This is a genomic window from Kitasatospora sp. NPDC096077 (assembly GCF_040303245.1).
Taxonomy (GTDB): Bacteria; Actinomycetota; Actinomycetes; order Streptomycetales; family Streptomycetaceae; genus Kitasatospora.
The window spans coordinates 21,282-35,887 of record NZ_JBEOSV010000084.1 but is presented as its reverse complement, the minus strand read 5'-3'; the positions used below and the strand labels follow the sequence as shown (position 1 = coordinate 35,887).

The window sequence follows — 14,606 nt, the reverse complement described above, 5'->3', positions numbered from 1 at the left end:
CGGTGACGTCAAAACTCGTGAACATCACCCGTCCGTGGTTCGGGGTGCCTCCCAAACTCGTGAACAACTGACGTCACAACTCGTGGTTAAAGCCAGGCGGTTCTGGCCGCGCACGTCTCCCTGCTGCCCCGGCCCTCTCACCCGAGCACCCTGGTCTCGATGATGCCGCCGCTACGCAGGCTGGCCGCCTGGGCCCGGCTCAACAGCCTGCCGCCCCGGCTCGACCGGTGGAGCCAGGGCGAGGCGCTGGCGTTCATCGAGCACTGCCGCCTCAGCGGCTGCGACGTGCGCCCCGACGTCCAGCTCATCCGGCGCCTGCACCGACTTGCACCCCTGCTGAGCGGCGGGGGCCTCGGCGCCGACCCCTGGCCTGGTGTCGCCGCCTACAAGGTCTCCGGTGCCGCCGGGCCGCCGCCCGGCCGGCTGTCCACGCCCGCCGTCGACCCCGGCCTGTGGTTCCCCCTCGTCAAGGCCGCCTGGACCTACGTCCACGTCTTCGCCCGCGACATCCTCCGGGTCCGCGGCCACTACCGGGCCCTCCAAGCTGCGGCGACCACCTCGGCCCTCGGCTTCGACGACCGCCTGGAGGCCTACCTGGCCGCAGGCGGCCCCATCCCGCTCCACCACCCCGACCGCTGCCTGAACTCCGCCGTAGCCGGCAGACCCAACCTCGCCCTGCTCACCCTGTTCTGCGGGACCTCCAACCAGCGGGTCGGCAACGTCTTCCGCTCCGGCGCCCGGTACCGCCACCAGCGCGTCGAGCGGGCCCTCGCCGCAGGGCACCCGGTCTGCCACGGCATCACCGACGGCCTGCAGAGCACGGAACGCGGCGACGGCACGAGCGGCGCCTGGCACCCGGGCCTGTCCCCGGATGCACTGCGGATCGAGACCGACATGCTCAGAACCGCCTGCCTGGTCCTGACCCTCGCGCTGTCGATGATGCGCGACAGCGAACTCCAGGAGATCCGCCGCGGCTGCCTCACCACCCATTACGACACCCCCGCCATCTCCTCCCACCAGGTCAAAGGCCACGACGACCTGCCCTCCAAGGCCTGGTGGATCATCGAACCGGTCGCCGAGGCCATCACCGTCGCCGAACAGATCACCGTCCACCCCGAGCGGCTCTTCTCCCCCGCACCGAGGCCGGCCCGCCCCCGGCACGCCGCCCACGCCGACACCCTCATCGACAGCTTCATCGCCCACGTCAACCGCACCGCCGCCTGGACCGGCCTCACCGAGATCCCGCCTGGCCGGGCCCGGCCGCACATGTTCCGCAGAACCATGGCCATGCTCACCGACCAGTTCCCCGGCTCCGAGATCGCCCTCGGCATCCAGCTCAAGCACGTCGCCACCCGCGCCCTGGCCAACTCCTCCACCCAGGCCTACGCCGCTCCCGACCCCGCCTGGGCCCGCCACCTCACCACCGCCATCGACGCCGCCCGCTTCCGCCGCCTCGAAGAGCTCTACCTCGCCCACAAGGACGGTCGGCCCATCGGCCACGGCGGTGGCGCCGCCAAGGCCACCGCCGTCTTCGACCACGTCCAGGCCACCACCGCCGCCCGCCACGGCGACGCCACTGTCGAGCGCGCGCTGCTGAAGAACGCCGGGCTGACCATCCGCTTCGGCTCTCTCAACCACTGCACCTACGACCCCGCCATCCCCGCCGGTGCCCTCTGCCTGGAGAACGCCGCCCTCCCGGCCGGCGCCGACGGACCGCTGCCGGACCGGTGCCGCCCCGACCGCTGCCCCAACAGCATCATCGCCCCCGAACACCTCCCCCTCTACGACGCCCACCGCCACCAACTCCTCGCCCTCCTCGACCGGCCCGGCCTGCCGCCGGGCCGACGCGCCGTCCTCGAACGCGAACTCGACCAGATCGGCGCCGTCCTCGACCGGGCCCCGGAGGACACCCCGTGAACGCGAACCAACCCCCGAACCGGCGACCCCTCCCGGATCCGGGCGTCTCCTCCCGTGCAGCGGCCGCCCTCACCGAGGCCATGCACCGGCTCCTGAACGGCAGGCCCCAGCACACCGACGGCCGCCTCACCAAGGAGAACCTCTACCGCGAAGCCGGTGTCTCCCGCGCCACCATGAACCGCTCCAAGACCGTCCTCGCCGCCTGGGACGCCGCCGTCGCCGCCCGCGCCGAGCCGCAGCCCGCCACCAGCACCGATGACATCGCGGGTCTGAGGGCCCGGCTCGCCGACAAGACCCGCGAGTGCACGCGGCTGCGAAACCAACTCGACGCCGCCACCACCGCCATCGCCGCCCTCCACCACGACACCACCGCCCTGCGTGAACAGGCCCGGCTCGCCCGCACGACCGTCACCGCCCTGACAACACCACAACCCGAGGTCGGTCCGCGCCCCGGGTCTGAAGGCAGTTGATCAACATGATTGTCAGGGGCTCAACCGGCCCGGAACCGCAGGTCAACGAGTCCTGGCGAGCGGGGTGGGCGTATCGCCGGTTCCGTTCTGATCCTCAGCCCCATCGTCCGGGCGCACTTCGCAGATCGTGTGCACGTCACTGCGCGGGGTATATGCGCCTTGTGTGGGCTGGGGCGATCGCTGCAACGTTGGTGGAACGGCGTCCCCCGGCATTCAGCCGCACAGCAGCGCCGCAGGTTGGAAGGCGTGATGGAAAGTCACTTCGATGCGGCGGCAGCCGCCTACGTGCACAGCTCTGCGGAAATGCCGTTGCCCGAACACGTCAGGGCGTCCGTTGCTGGCCCCCGCCCAACGCTGATGGGCGTAGGCCGCGGACAGGAGGTCGCGCTATGACGGCCCCCGCGCCTGAGCTGCCGCCACCACTACTGACGAAGGCGCGCAGATGCCTGGCCAAGGCGGTGTCCTTCGCCCTCGACACCCAGCATGACGCCGGTTACTGGGCGCTGGTCGGCCATCCCCGCGTCTTCGATACCGCCATCGTCGCCCACGCGCTGTCCGGTACCCTGGCAGGCGCCCGTGCCCGGGCACGGGCGCTGACGTGGTTGGAGCTGACGGAGCCGCGAAGAGACCAGGGATTCGTGTGGGCAACCGAGACATGGCTACGTTCGGTGGCCCTGCACCCCACCACCCCGCCGCGGCTACCCACCCTGCCCGCCCTGCCCGCCGACCAGGCCCTGGCGTACGGACGACGCACACATCTCATCAACGCCCTGGGTGTATCCGCGCGCTGCGCCGGCGCGGATGCGCAGGGTGTCCTGCACACCGCTGGCGCGATGCTCGGCGCGGACCGCGGCGCCTCCCTCAAGCCCTGGCAGCGCGTCATGCTCCTGTCCACGGAGGTCATCGCGCTCAGCGCGCTCGGCCGGGAGACCCCGCAAGCCACGGTGCAGGTGCTGGAGACTGAGCAGTCCAGCACCGGTGCGCTGGCCGACCCCATGCCGGTGGTGACCGCGCTGGCCTACCTTGCCCTGGCCGCTGCGGCCCCCGAGCGGGCGTCCACCCGTCGTGCCCTGGCCGCGCTGCTGCGCGTCCAGGAGCCCGACGGAACCTGGCGATTCTCTTGCAGCTTCGATGTGTGGGACACCGCCGTGATGGTCCGCTGTCTGCGCGACGACCCCACGTTCGCCGCGCACGCCTTGCCGTTGGCCCAGGACTTCCTGGAACTGTCCCAGTGCCATGACGGAGGGTGGGGCACAATATCTGTCTTTCCGGCCGGCCTGGCGGCCGCGTCCGACGCGGACACCACCGGGTGCGTCCTGCTGGCTCTTGAGGGCACGCCGCACGGACACCGGGTCTGGCAGGCAGCTAGTGGATACGCCCGAAGGCGGCAGACCCCCGAAGGGCTGTGGGCGACCTGGCAGTCGGCCGATGACGCTCCGGACCTCGATGCCACCGCACACATGACCACCGGGGTGCGGGCCCACGACGTGCACGCCGTGGACACCGGACCCGCGCGGGCCTGGTTGCGACGGTCGTACCGCAGCCGGGGCCAGTGGACATCGACGTGGTACCGCTTCTCCTCCTACGGGGCCAGCGAGATGGCGCCGGCGGCGGGTCACCACACCCCAGAGAGCTGCGACGCCCTGCGGCGGCTTGCCGAGGGGCAGCGGTCGGACGGCTCGTGGGACGCCAGCCCGCCCGCCACCGGCCTGGCCTTGGCGGCGCTTGCCGACCCCCGGTGCCAAGCGCCCGGCCGGGAGCGGGCAGCCGTTCGGGCAGCCGCGTTCCTCGTCGACAGTCAGGACGAGGACGGCACGTGGCCCGCCGGGGAGCCGTTCATGTACGGGCCGCGCCCGTTCCCGAACTTTCAGCCGGCCCAGGCACATGCATGGGCGGCGCGAGGTCTATGCGCACTGCTCCGCCACCATCGTTGAAGACCTGCGCCCACCACCGGGTCCCCGGAAGGTCCAAGGAGACTTACCAGACAAATTTCCCGGCACGTCTCATGACGTCCACCACCAGGCGATGGTGGGAATCGGCAAGGGACTCAATGGGTCCGGCGCGCCAGTGGTGGGGGAGGTGACCACTGTGGTGATCTCCACCCCTCCGGGCCTCTGGAAACGGCGGCTGACCCGGTGGAACTCCGACCAGCCCGCGACGAAACCACCAAGGTCGCGCAAGTAGGAGCGCAGGTCATCGGACGCGTCGCGGCCGACCTCGGCACAGCGTCGCGCGAACAGGGCCATAACGTGGTTGCGCAGGGCCACGGCCCGGCCGAGGGCCTCGTGCTGGCTCAAGCCGCCGTCATCGGTGCCTTGGGACAGGACCCCGACGAGATTGACGTGGGTGGCGCCGGCAGCCGCGTCCTTGGCCCAGGAGTAGATGTCGTTGTCGCAGCTGCCGATGAAGGCGGCCATTTCGGTGAGCGCGCGGACGGCGGGGGCCGCCAGTTCCTCGTCGTTGGGGTGGTAACAGTGGACGATCTCGAAGACCGGCAGGAGAGAGCGCAGCCCGAACGAGGGGATGCGCAGCGCCGTGTACTGGTTGAGGCCGATCGCGCTGCCGTCCAGGTGGCTGGAGGCCTGCCACAGCGCGCCGAAGAGGAACGACCTGAAGCCTACGGACAGCCGGTAGAGCTGGCCGGGCGTCGCGATCCGCGCCAGCCGGGCCAGGAGGTCGTCGAGCGCACCCGCGTAGGGGTCGTCGTCCAGCGGAGGCGAGCCGGGCGCGTCCACCAACCGCTGCAGCCTGGCCGCCCGCGCGGCGTACCGCCCGAGATCGCGGGGCCCCAGGATGTCCGCGACGTCGTCCAGCGCGAACATGAACCCGAGGTAGTCCGAGCCGATCTGGGCATCGTCAGTAGCCGCATGGGGAAACACCCGGGCTGCCATGTGCCCGCTGCCGATGCGGGCGAGATAGTCCGGTCCCTGCTCCACCAGCCCGAGCCGGTGGAACCTGACCCACTCGGAGGTCCGCCGGTCCAGGAGGTCGGCCTGGGGATGAACCCGTACCGGTATCGGTGTGATCAGCATGTCGGCAACGGAGGCAGTCACGCTGTCACCACACTGCAGCCCGCACTCTCTGTCAAGAGTCCGTCACCGTTGCCCATTTGTTCGTTACCCCCTCCGAGCCGCTGGTTTTCCCGCTGGGCACCGGTCCAGCAGCCCGGACGTCGAGGAGACTCACAGTCGCCAGGTATGTCGCCCTCCGGGTTGCACCACCGCTTCCCGCCATCGACGTAGATCTCGCAGCGCCGGATCGCGTCCCTCAAGGCCGCCAGCGAGCTCGTTTGGGGCTCCTGACACGGTCGTTAACGGCCCCCCAGACTGCAGGCGCGGCCTCGCGGCCGTCCCGGAACGGCGGCGAGACGGCCAGGGGCGGGCCCGGAAACGGCCAAGGCAACCCCGGGAGGCCGGGACGGCCAGGACAGCGGCCAGGTGGGCTTTTGGGTGCTGCCTACTCGCTGGTCCGGTGCACGGGCACCGGACCAGCGAGCAGGGGTCAGTTGGTAGTGCTGCCCAGGGCGGTGATCGTGACGGCCAGGCCGGTCAGCTCGGCCGCGGGGTTGCCGGCATCGGTGATGAGCCGGACCTGCAGAGAGCTGGTGACGGTGGCGACGGGCACCGTGTACGTCAGCGAGGCCGTGGCGGGCAGTTGATCGGCGACGGACTGGGCGTAGGCGATGGCCCCCGGGAGCGGTCACCGTCCTGGATCAGCTGCACGCCCAGCGAGCCGGGTACGGACTTCACGGTGCCGGTGAGCGAGACGCTGACCTGGTGGCCCACGGACTGCGCCGTGAACCCGCCGGACAGGGTGAACGTCGGGCTGTCGTTGTTGACGATCAGGGTTTTGTCGCCGAAGACGCCACCGTCCTGGATCGGCAGCGCGGTGCCGGTGGAGAACGACGTCCCCAGGGGGCTGGTGCCCTCGGAGGTGAAGTCGCTGACGAACAGACCGCTGGCAAGGGTTCCATGTCTCCGGCGGCGCGGTACACGGTATTGCTGAGGTCGAACGTGAGCGTCGGCATCCGGTAGTCGGCCGGGTTGTCGGCGAAGTCGGGGTAGCCGGGGGCGTAGAGGGCGATATTTTCCGAGCCGCCGCAGTCGGCGGTCCGCACCGCGGCGTAGGCGGTGATGGCGAGGAGAGCGAAGACGGTGCGGGCGGTTGGCGGAGCTGACCCGGCCGCGTCGGTGGGATCGACCGTGTCAGAGGGGAAGCGGTCCGACGGCTCGCCGGAGTCCGCTTCGGCCGTACCGCCACGGGGGACGGCCGGGGCGGGCGGTACCAGTACACCTCACTGCTCGGTTCGGAGGCTGTCGTACTCCCACCGGCTCGTACGGCTTCCCGGCCGATGAATGTTCGCACACGCTTGGCCTTGTCGGCCGTCGAGTCGGGCCGCAGGACGTTCCGTGGCCAGGTCGACGGGGCAGCCGCACGGGCCGTCTTCATTCGGCGGGCGTAGTGCGTGGTCCCACGGTCCTGGCACTTCATCCGGGTGATCGACAGAGAGGAACCTGTCCGTGATTCCCGTTCCAGTCTTCGTGCGCGGCAGGCGCCGTACGGCCTGTGCGGCCGTTCTGGCACTGGCCGCCGGTACCGTCATGACAGCCGCCGTTCCCGCTCATGCCACCACGGGTGTCGTGGAGTTCGGCCAGTCGGGCACCTTCACCGTCCCGGCCGGAGTCACCGGGCTGACCGTCGACATCTGGGGGGCGGGCGGTGGTGGCGGGGACGCCGGAAGCGCCATGCCCTCCGGTAGTGGCGGGGGTGGAGGCGCGGGCGGGTACGTGCACGGTGCCGTCGTTGTGATTGCCGCCCAGCAGCTGACCGTCACCCTTGGCGCCGGTGGGGCCGCCGGCGCGACCGGCGGAGCGGGAGGGGCCGGCGGAGCGACCACCATCGCCGCCGGATCCACTGTCCTGACCACGGCGCAGGGCGGCCAGGGCGGAGGCGCCGGCTCTCTTCTGGGTGGCGGATCAGGAGGGAGCGGAGGTGACGGAACCGTGCCGACGGCCACGGCTCTCGGCGGAGGCGGCTACGTGCGCACCGGCGGGCAAGGCGGCTACGGAGCCGCTGGCAGGTCGTGTCTCCATTCCTCGGTCTGTGCTGGCGGTTCCGGGGGCAGCCGGCTGCTATCGGCAGCGTCGCACCGGACGGTGCCGCGCAGGGCGGTAGCGGCGCCGCCAGTACGGGGAGAGGGTCGGAGGGCAGTGAGCCCGTTGTGCTCCCGGTGAGCGCCTGGCTGCCCTCACCTGCTTGGTGCGGCCTCGCGTCGCACCCGAGCGGCGGCAGATGCCGCCACGCAAACTGCTACCAAGCCCCCACGGCATCGGCGCGGCCGACAGACTAATGGGCCGTCAACCTGATGGTGAGGGTCCGGGAACCCGCCGGACGGGGGACCGTGCCTACTCCCGGACCCCACACAACGGAGGATTCCATGACCGAACAGGCTGATCGACCCACGAAAGCACGGTGGGCCGCCGCAGGCGTTCCCGTCGTACTGGGAAGTCTCCTCGGCTGCACCGTGCCCCCGGCGCTCGCCGCCGCGGCCACTCTGCCGACCGCAGTGCGCCAGCCCTCCGGGCAACAGGAGTTCACCACACCCGGCCAGTACTACTTCCCGGTACCGGCCGGGGTGAGCACGGTGACCGTGTACGCCGTCGCTGGCGGCGGGGCGGGCGGCCCCGGCGGCCCCGGCGGCGGCGGCGGGGGCGGCGGCGGCGGGGGCGGCGGGGGCGGCGGCGGTGGGGGCGGCGGGGGCGGCGGCGGAAGCTACGTCATCGGCCCGGCCGGCGGTGGCGGGGGCGGTGGAGGCGCGGGCGGCGGAGGGGGCGCCGGCGGAGGAGGCGGCGGTGGCGGCGCCTTCGTAGCCTGCACACTCACCGTCAAACCCGGCGAGCGGATCTACGTCAGCGTCGGCAAACCCGGAGGACTGACCCGCGGGGGAACGGGGGGTGCCCCGGGTTCCGGTGGCCAGGCGGACTCCTTCCTCGACCCCGCCCAGAGCGGCACCGCCGGCACGGCCGGCACCGGCGAGTTCTTCAACAACTCCATCGGCGAACAGCAGTCCGTGGTCTACGCCATCACGAGCCGGGGAAGGGCCCAGGCGTTCGGCGGCTACCCGGGCGGGCCGGGAAGCGGCGGCCAGGGCGGAGCCGGAGGCGTGCGCGGCGAGCGGGCCAGCGGCACCACCGGCGGAGCCGGCGGGCCGGGCGGCAACGGTGCCGCGGGCGGCGACGCGGGAGGCGGTGCCGCCGGCGGCAGAGCCGGCACCTGCACCGGCACCAACCCCGTCCTGGCCAACGGAAGCGACGGATCCTCCGGACAGAACGGACAGCCCAGCTCCGCGGCGAGTGCCGGCGGCAGGGGACAGGCCGGGTCCGTCGGCCCCGGCGGCACACCCGGCACCGGCGCCGACGCCGGCAGTGGCGGCCCCGGCGGCGCCCCCGGCCAGTCCACCTCGGCGCCCCTGGCCCTGCCCGCCGGTGTCGGCCAGGGCGGCCCCGGCCTCGACGGCGCTCCCGGCGGAAACGGAGGCGACGGAGGACACGGAGGCGCCCCCGACCCCAGCCCGGGCAGCGAGGCCGGCCAGGACGGCACCGCCGGAAGCACCCCCGCCACCAGCGGCCACAACGGCGGCCCCGGCTACGCGCTGATCACCTGGTGACACCAACCGGCGGAGCACGCCGACGAACACCTCATCAGGTAAAAGCCGTGACGCCCGGCCCGGGCGTCACGGCCAGGCGGGAGCGTCCGCACCCTTCTTGCGGACCTCATCTCCCCCATCACCGGGGAGCCGCTCCGGCGGAGCTCCTGGCGGCGCGCCTCCAAGCCCCCGACCGATCGACATCGGCGCAACCAACAAGATCAGGCCGACCTACTGTAATCGTTTCAGAATGCGGTCCGGAGTCGTCGGAGGCAGATGATGCTGCAGGCGAGTTCGAGCAGGCCCTGATGGAGGTCAGCGCGTCGCTCGTAGCGGATGCGGAGTCGCTTGAACTGGTGCAGCCAGGCGAAGGCGCGCTCTACCACCCAACGCACCTTTCCCAGTCCGGAGCCGTGGGCGACGCCGCGTCGGGCGATCAGCGGTTTGATGCCGCGTTTCCACAGCAGGCGGCGGTACTTGTCGAAGTCGTAGCCGCAGTCGGCATACAGGCGCCGGGCTTGCGGCGAGGACGTCCGCGTAGGCCGCGTATTGGCGGGACGGCGTCCAGCAGTGGCAGGAACTGGGTGACGTCGTGGCGGTTGCCGCCGGTGAGCGTGACGGCGAGCGGGGTTCCGTGGCGGTCGACGATCAGATGGTGTTTGGAGCCGGGGCGGGCGCGCTCGACGGGTGAGGGGCCGACGTAGTCCCCCCTTTGAGGGCCCGGACATGCGAGCCGTCCACGGCGCAGTCGTCCAGATCCAGCGAGTCCGCGCGGCGCAGTTCGGTCAGCAGGGCGGAGTGCAGGCGCGGCCAGACACCTGCCTCGGTCCAGTCCCGCAACCGGCGCCAAGCCGTGACTCCGGAGCGGCCCACGGTCTCGGCGGGCAAGTCGCGCCAGGCAACGCCGGTCCGCAGCACGTACATGATGCCGCCGAGGGCGGTCTTGTCCGGAACGCGCAGTCGCCCGGGGTAGCGGTGGCGTCGTTCGGGAGCGGGTGGCAGCAGCGGCGCCGCCCGCTCCCACAGGTCGTCCGGAACGAGATCAGCACGCACCCGGACACCCTGCCGATCAAGATCGCCGAGCGCAAGGCCTGCGGCTCAACTCATTCTGAAACGATCAGTAAGGCCGGAACGGAGGCGTCGCGCGACCGTTCCAGCCCCTGTGCGTCAGAGCAGCCCGGAGAAGACCATTTCGCCCTGACCGGCGATGCTGGTCAGCGGCGTGCTGGTGCTGCAGGTGGTGACGTCGCTGGTCGGAAGAGCCCAGCCTTCGACGTTGTTGCCGCCCAGCAGCCCCTGGGTGACCTGACCGATGGCGTCGTCGGAAGCCGTGTTGTCCTTCGCGTCGGTCTCCCCCGTCTGGGCGCCGTTCGTGCTGATGGTGGAGGTGCCCAGAACCGTGCCCGTCTGGTCGGGGCCGCCGTACCAGGTGATCGTGACAGTACCGCTATACGTCGCCAGCCCGTTGCAGGAGGCGTTGCCGCTTCCGCTTCCCATGATCTTGCCGGACTTGATGCCGGACTGGCTGCCGTCGTCCGACTCACAGGCGCTCAGCGTGCCGACGATCGTGCCGCTGATCGTCTGCTGGGTGTCCGTCAGGCCGGGGGCCAGTTTGAGGGTCCCCTTGCCGGAGCACTTCAGGTGCTCCAACAGTGTGTCGCGCGTACTGGAGGCGTGGGAGGACGGGGTCTTCGCCTGTGCGTACACGGCGCCGACGGAACCGACGGCCGTGACCACGGCTGCGGCCACGGCCAGGCCGACGATCCTGGACCAGCCCGTACGGTGCGGCGCCGGCAGGGCGGTCTCCTCGGAGCCACCCGGGGCGAGGGGGATGTGGGACATGTGATGCCATCTCCTTCTTCATTCGGTTGCGGGCAGAGAACTGGGACATTTAACCCTTGTACGAACTATGCACAAAGACACAAGGGTTGTCCTGTTGCCATTCGAGGAAGTCCCCGCCTGCCGAAATCATCGGGACACCCGAAGCGAAGGAGGCGTCAGAAAAGTGCCGTCCGGGTGAAAGTCACCGGCCCGCCGGCGCGGGCCCGCACCATGATCCCGCCGGTCACCGTCTGTGGGTGACGCGACGGTTCACCCGTTCGCGACGGCCGTACCGATAACCATGAGACTGTATACAATCCTCACTTTCCGGCGGTCGGGGGAGTTTGCCGTGCAGGTACCCGGGTGCCCGCCGTCGCCGCGATACGTTCTGCGCCAGACCGATTCATTGTCGGCCCGAAGGGCCGCCCGGCGGATAGGGGAACGCCCCTTGCTGCCCATTTCGTCCCTCCGCCACAGCAGGGTGGCACTGTGGGCCACTGCCGTATTACTGGCCGCCGCGGCAGTCCTCGGGGCCGGCCTGCCCGCCCGGCTCACCCATGGCGGCTTCACCAACCCCGGGGCCGAGTCCAGCCAGGCGCTCGAAGCCATCGCGAAGCACTACGTCCGCGGCGGTACCGGCACGATCGCGATCTTCCGCAGCGAGACCCTCACCGTGGACTCCCCACAGTTCGGCCAGGCCGTGCGATCCGCGCTCGCCGACGTACCCGAGGCTCTGGTGAGGGGCGCTCGACACTACTGGAACACCGGCAAGCGGGAACTCGTCTCCAGCGACGGACACGCGGCTTGTGTGATCGTCGGGCTGGCCGGAGCGGACGAAAACGCGCAGGTCGCCTCCTACGAGCAGCTGCGCCGCCGGCTGCACGCCGACGGCCTCACCATCGCCTACGCCGGACAGACACCGCTTCAGGCGGACCTGGACCGCGCCATCGACGACGACCTCGGCCGCGCCGAGCTCTACGTCTTCCCCGTGCTGTTCCTCCTGCTGCTTGTGTTCTTCGGCAGCCTCGCCGCGGCCCTGCTGCCGCTGGCCGTAGCCGGCGCAAGCCTCGCGCTGTCCTTCGCGGTGCTGCGCGTGATCGCCCCGTTGGTGCCGGTCAGCTACCTCACCCGCAACGTGGTCGTCATGATCGCGCTGGGGCTCTCCGTCGACTACGCCCTGTTCGTCGTCGCCCGTTTCCGGCGCGAACTCCACCACCAAGGCGCCCCGCGCCGAGCCGTCGCCGCCACGATGGCCACCGCCGGGCACACCGTCCTCTACTCCGCGACCGCCATCTCACTCGCCGTCCTGGGCCTGGTGCTGCTTCCGTTCCCGGTCACGCGCTCCCTCGGCATCGGCGCGGCCGTCACCGTCGCGCTGTCCGGGGCCACCAGCCTTACCCTGCTGCCCGCCGTGCTGTCCGTCCTCGGCCCGCGTGTCGAGGCCGGCCGCGTCCGGTTGCCGGGCATCGGGCGAGTGCGGACGGCGGACGAGGGGGCGGGGTTCTGGTACCGGCTCGGCCGGAGCACGGTCGCCCGCCCATGGACCTGGCTCACCGTCGCCGTCACGGTGATCGCGGTGCTGAGCGCTCCGGTCGCCGACCTGCACCTCGCCGCCAGCGACCAGCGGACCCTGCCCGCCGGGGCACCGAGCCGCCGAGCCCAGGAAACGCTGCACGAGGACTTCCCACTGGCCGCGCTCGATCAGCTCCAGGTCGTCGCCCCCCTGCGACACGGCCTCCGCGGCGAGCTGGGGAGGAGCGCACTGGCCCGCTGGCAGGAGCAGCTCTCCGGACTGCCGGGCGTCCAGGCCGTCCGGCAACACGCCAGCACCGCGCACGGCGCCCTGCTCACCGTCACCATCACCACGGCCCCCGATGCACCCGCGGCCGCGCAACTGGTGCGCGCCGTGCGGGCGCTGCCCCCACCCGACGGTGGCCACGTCCTGGTCGGCGGCCCGGCCGCGGCCAACGTCGACGTGCTGGACACCTTGCGGGCCAGGCTTCCGGCGCTGGTCGCGTACCTGCTGGCGGTCACCCTCGGGCTGTTGTTCCTCGCCTTCCGGTCACTGCTCGTACCGCTCAAGGCGGTGCTCACCACCACGATGTCCCTCGGCATCGCCTACGCGGCCGTCACCTGGACCGTTCAGGAAGGCCACGGCGCCCGGCTGCTCGGTCTGCGGCCCACCGGGTACGTCAGCGCGGTGGAGGCGGCCGTCCTGCTGATGTTCGTCTTCGCGCTGTCCGTCGACTACGAGCTCTTCCTAATCGCTCAGATCCGTGAACTCCATCGCGGCGGTGCGGACAACGCGAGCGCCGTGGCCACCGGCCTTGGGCGCACCGGTGGGCTGATCTCAGCCGCGGCGGCCCTGATCGTCCTGGTTGCCGCGGCCTTCGCCACCAGTTCCGTCGTCACCGTGAAGGAGATCGCCATCGGCGTCGTGGTCGCCGTGGCCGCCGACGCCACCGTGGTCCGCATGCTGCTCGTCCCCGCCACCCTGCGCCTGCTCGGCGAACTCAACTGGTGGACCCCGCGGTTGCGGCGGAGGACTGCGCCGAGTGCACCCGGCCGCGAACCGCTTCCCCGCGAGCCCGTTTCCCCGTGAACGCCTCGGGCCACGTCGGCTGGTGCGACGGCTGGTGCGACGGTCCCGTCCCGGCCGTTTGGTCGACGGCGTAGGCGTGTCGGCCGCCCCCGCCGCAGGGCCGCCGGTACGGTCTGCGCGTGATGACCTTGCGCGCCCGGTTGAGCGGGGCTGCCGTCCACTTGCCGGAGAATTGGGTCCCCATGGCGGAGCGGGAGGCGCAGATCGCCGCTGCCAGCCCCTCGTTCACCCCGCCCGCCGGCCTGATCACCCAGCTGACCGGAGTCGAGGGTGTCCATCTCGCCGCGCCCGAGGACGCGCCGTCCGACCTGGCAGTGGCGGCGGCACGCAAGCTGCTGGCCGAGACCGGGGCCGACCCCGAGGACATCGACCTGGTGGTCTTCGCCGCCGGCTCACAGGACGTGACCGAGCCCGCGACGGCTCACATCATCGCCGCCAAACTCGGCCTGTCGTGCCCGGTGTTCGACGTGAAGAACGCCTGCAACAGCGTCCTCAACGCAATCGAGCTCACCCAGGCCCTGGTCGCGGGCGGGCACTACGCGAGCGTCCTGATCGTGTGCGGCGAACGGGGGTCGGACATGACGAGGCTCAGAGTGCCGGATCCCGCGGCGTTCGCACGTGCCTTCCCCGGCTACGGATTCTCCGACGTGGGGGCCGCCCTGCTGTTCACCGCGGTGGAGGAGAGGCCCGGGGCACCGGGCGTGCTCGGGTGCCGGTTCCTGGCGGACTCCTCGTTGTGGGGAGCGACGCTCGTGCCCGCCGGCGGCTCGGCGGCGATCCGCGAGCCGAGCGAGGAGACACGGTACGTCCGGATGGACGGCAGCGCCATGCGGGACGGGATCCGGGTGCTCGTCCCGCGGCTGACCGGGCTGCTGGACGACCTGGGACTGCGGTTCGGGGAGTTCGCGTTCGTCGGGGTCCACCAGGTGGCGGTCGCCGATGTCCGGACGCTGGTGGGCGCGGGGATGGGAATCACCAAGGAGCAAATGGTGGTGACGGTGGCCCGACACGGCAACGTCGCCTCCGCCTCACTTCCGCTCCAGCTCGTCCAGGCGCGGGAACGCGGCCTCGCGGGCCCTGGCGATCTGGTCGCGCTGCTGGGGCTCGCGGCGGGTGCGAGTGTCGGGCTGGCGGTGCTGCGCCTCTAGCT

Annotated in this window: 10 protein-coding genes and 1 pseudogene; 7 read left to right on the top strand and 4 right to left on the bottom strand. The window is 71.5% G+C overall.

Annotation, left to right across the window (positions count from 1 at the left end; translation table 11 throughout):
* Window positions 1–159 precede the first annotated feature (159 nt).
* The 3 genes from ABTZ03_RS39185 to ABTZ03_RS39175 all read left to right on the top strand — a co-directional run bounded on the left by ABTZ03_RS39185 (window position 160) and on the right by ABTZ03_RS39175 (window position 4,321).
* A complete protein-coding gene (locus ABTZ03_RS39185) occupies window positions 160–1,917 on the top strand; it encodes an integrase (RefSeq protein ID WP_350517997.1) in 1,758 nt (585 codons plus the stop codon).
* A complete protein-coding gene (locus ABTZ03_RS39180) occupies window positions 1,914–2,387 on the top strand; it encodes a hypothetical protein (protein WP_350517996.1) in 474 nt (157 codons plus the stop codon). The genes ABTZ03_RS39185 and ABTZ03_RS39180 overlap by 4 nt, the downstream gene beginning before the upstream one ends.
* Window positions 2,388–2,776: 389 nt before the next feature.
* Window positions 2,777–4,321, top strand: coding sequence for a prenyltransferase/squalene oxidase repeat-containing protein (locus ABTZ03_RS39175; RefSeq protein ID WP_350517995.1), 1,545 nt, complete (start codon window positions 2,777–2,779; stop codon window positions 4,319–4,321).
* A 69-nt stretch (window positions 4,322–4,390) separates the two neighbouring features.
* Here the strand turns inward: ABTZ03_RS39175 and ABTZ03_RS39170 are convergent, their stop codons facing one another.
* Both ABTZ03_RS39170 and ABTZ03_RS39165 read right to left on the bottom strand, forming a co-directional pair.
* Window positions 4,391–5,440, bottom strand: coding sequence for a terpene synthase family protein (locus ABTZ03_RS39170; protein WP_350517994.1), 1,050 nt, complete (start codon window positions 5,438–5,440; stop codon window positions 4,391–4,393).
* Between the two features lie 448 nt (window positions 5,441–5,888).
* A complete protein-coding gene (locus ABTZ03_RS39165) occupies window positions 5,889–6,011 on the bottom strand; it encodes a hypothetical protein (RefSeq protein WP_350517993.1) in 123 nt (40 codons plus the stop codon).
* 977 nt (window positions 6,012–6,988) lie between these two features.
* Between ABTZ03_RS39165 and ABTZ03_RS39160 the strand changes: the two genes are divergently transcribed.
* Both ABTZ03_RS39160 and ABTZ03_RS39155 read left to right on the top strand, forming a co-directional pair.
* On the top strand, window positions 6,989–7,621 hold the full coding sequence (locus tag ABTZ03_RS39160; protein ID WP_350517998.1) for a glycine-rich domain-containing protein: 633 nt from the start codon (window positions 6,989–6,991) through the stop codon (window positions 7,619–7,621).
* A gap of 203 nt (window positions 7,622–7,824) precedes the next feature.
* Complete coding sequence (locus tag ABTZ03_RS39155; protein ID WP_350517992.1) at window positions 7,825–9,054, top strand: hypothetical protein; 1,230 nt, start codon at window positions 7,825–7,827, stop codon at window positions 9,052–9,054.
* Between the two features lie 224 nt (window positions 9,055–9,278).
* Here the strand turns inward: ABTZ03_RS39155 and ABTZ03_RS39150 are convergent.
* Window positions 9,279–10,086, bottom strand: a pseudogene (locus ABTZ03_RS39150) (IS5 family transposase).
* A 114-nt stretch (window positions 10,087–10,200) separates the two neighbouring features.
* On the bottom strand, window positions 10,201–10,875 hold the full coding sequence (locus ABTZ03_RS39145; protein ID WP_350517991.1) for a hypothetical protein: 675 nt from the start codon (window positions 10,873–10,875) through the stop codon (window positions 10,201–10,203).
* 427 nt (window positions 10,876–11,302) lie between these two features.
* Here ABTZ03_RS39145 and ABTZ03_RS39140 point away from each other — a divergent pair, with 427 nt between their 5' ends.
* Both ABTZ03_RS39140 and ABTZ03_RS39135 read left to right on the top strand, forming a co-directional pair.
* The gene (locus tag ABTZ03_RS39140) at window positions 11,303–13,456 is read left to right on the top strand and encodes an MMPL family transporter (RefSeq protein WP_350517990.1); all 2,154 of its coding nucleotides are present in this window, start codon (window positions 11,303–11,305) and stop codon (window positions 13,454–13,456) included.
* Window positions 13,457–13,638: 182 nt separating this feature from the next.
* Window positions 13,639–14,604 (top strand): 3-oxoacyl-ACP synthase III family protein, encoded by a 966-nt coding sequence (locus ABTZ03_RS39135; RefSeq protein WP_350517989.1) that lies wholly within the window; start codon window positions 13,639–13,641, stop codon window positions 14,602–14,604.
* The last annotated feature ends 2 nt before the right edge of the window (window positions 14,605–14,606 follow it).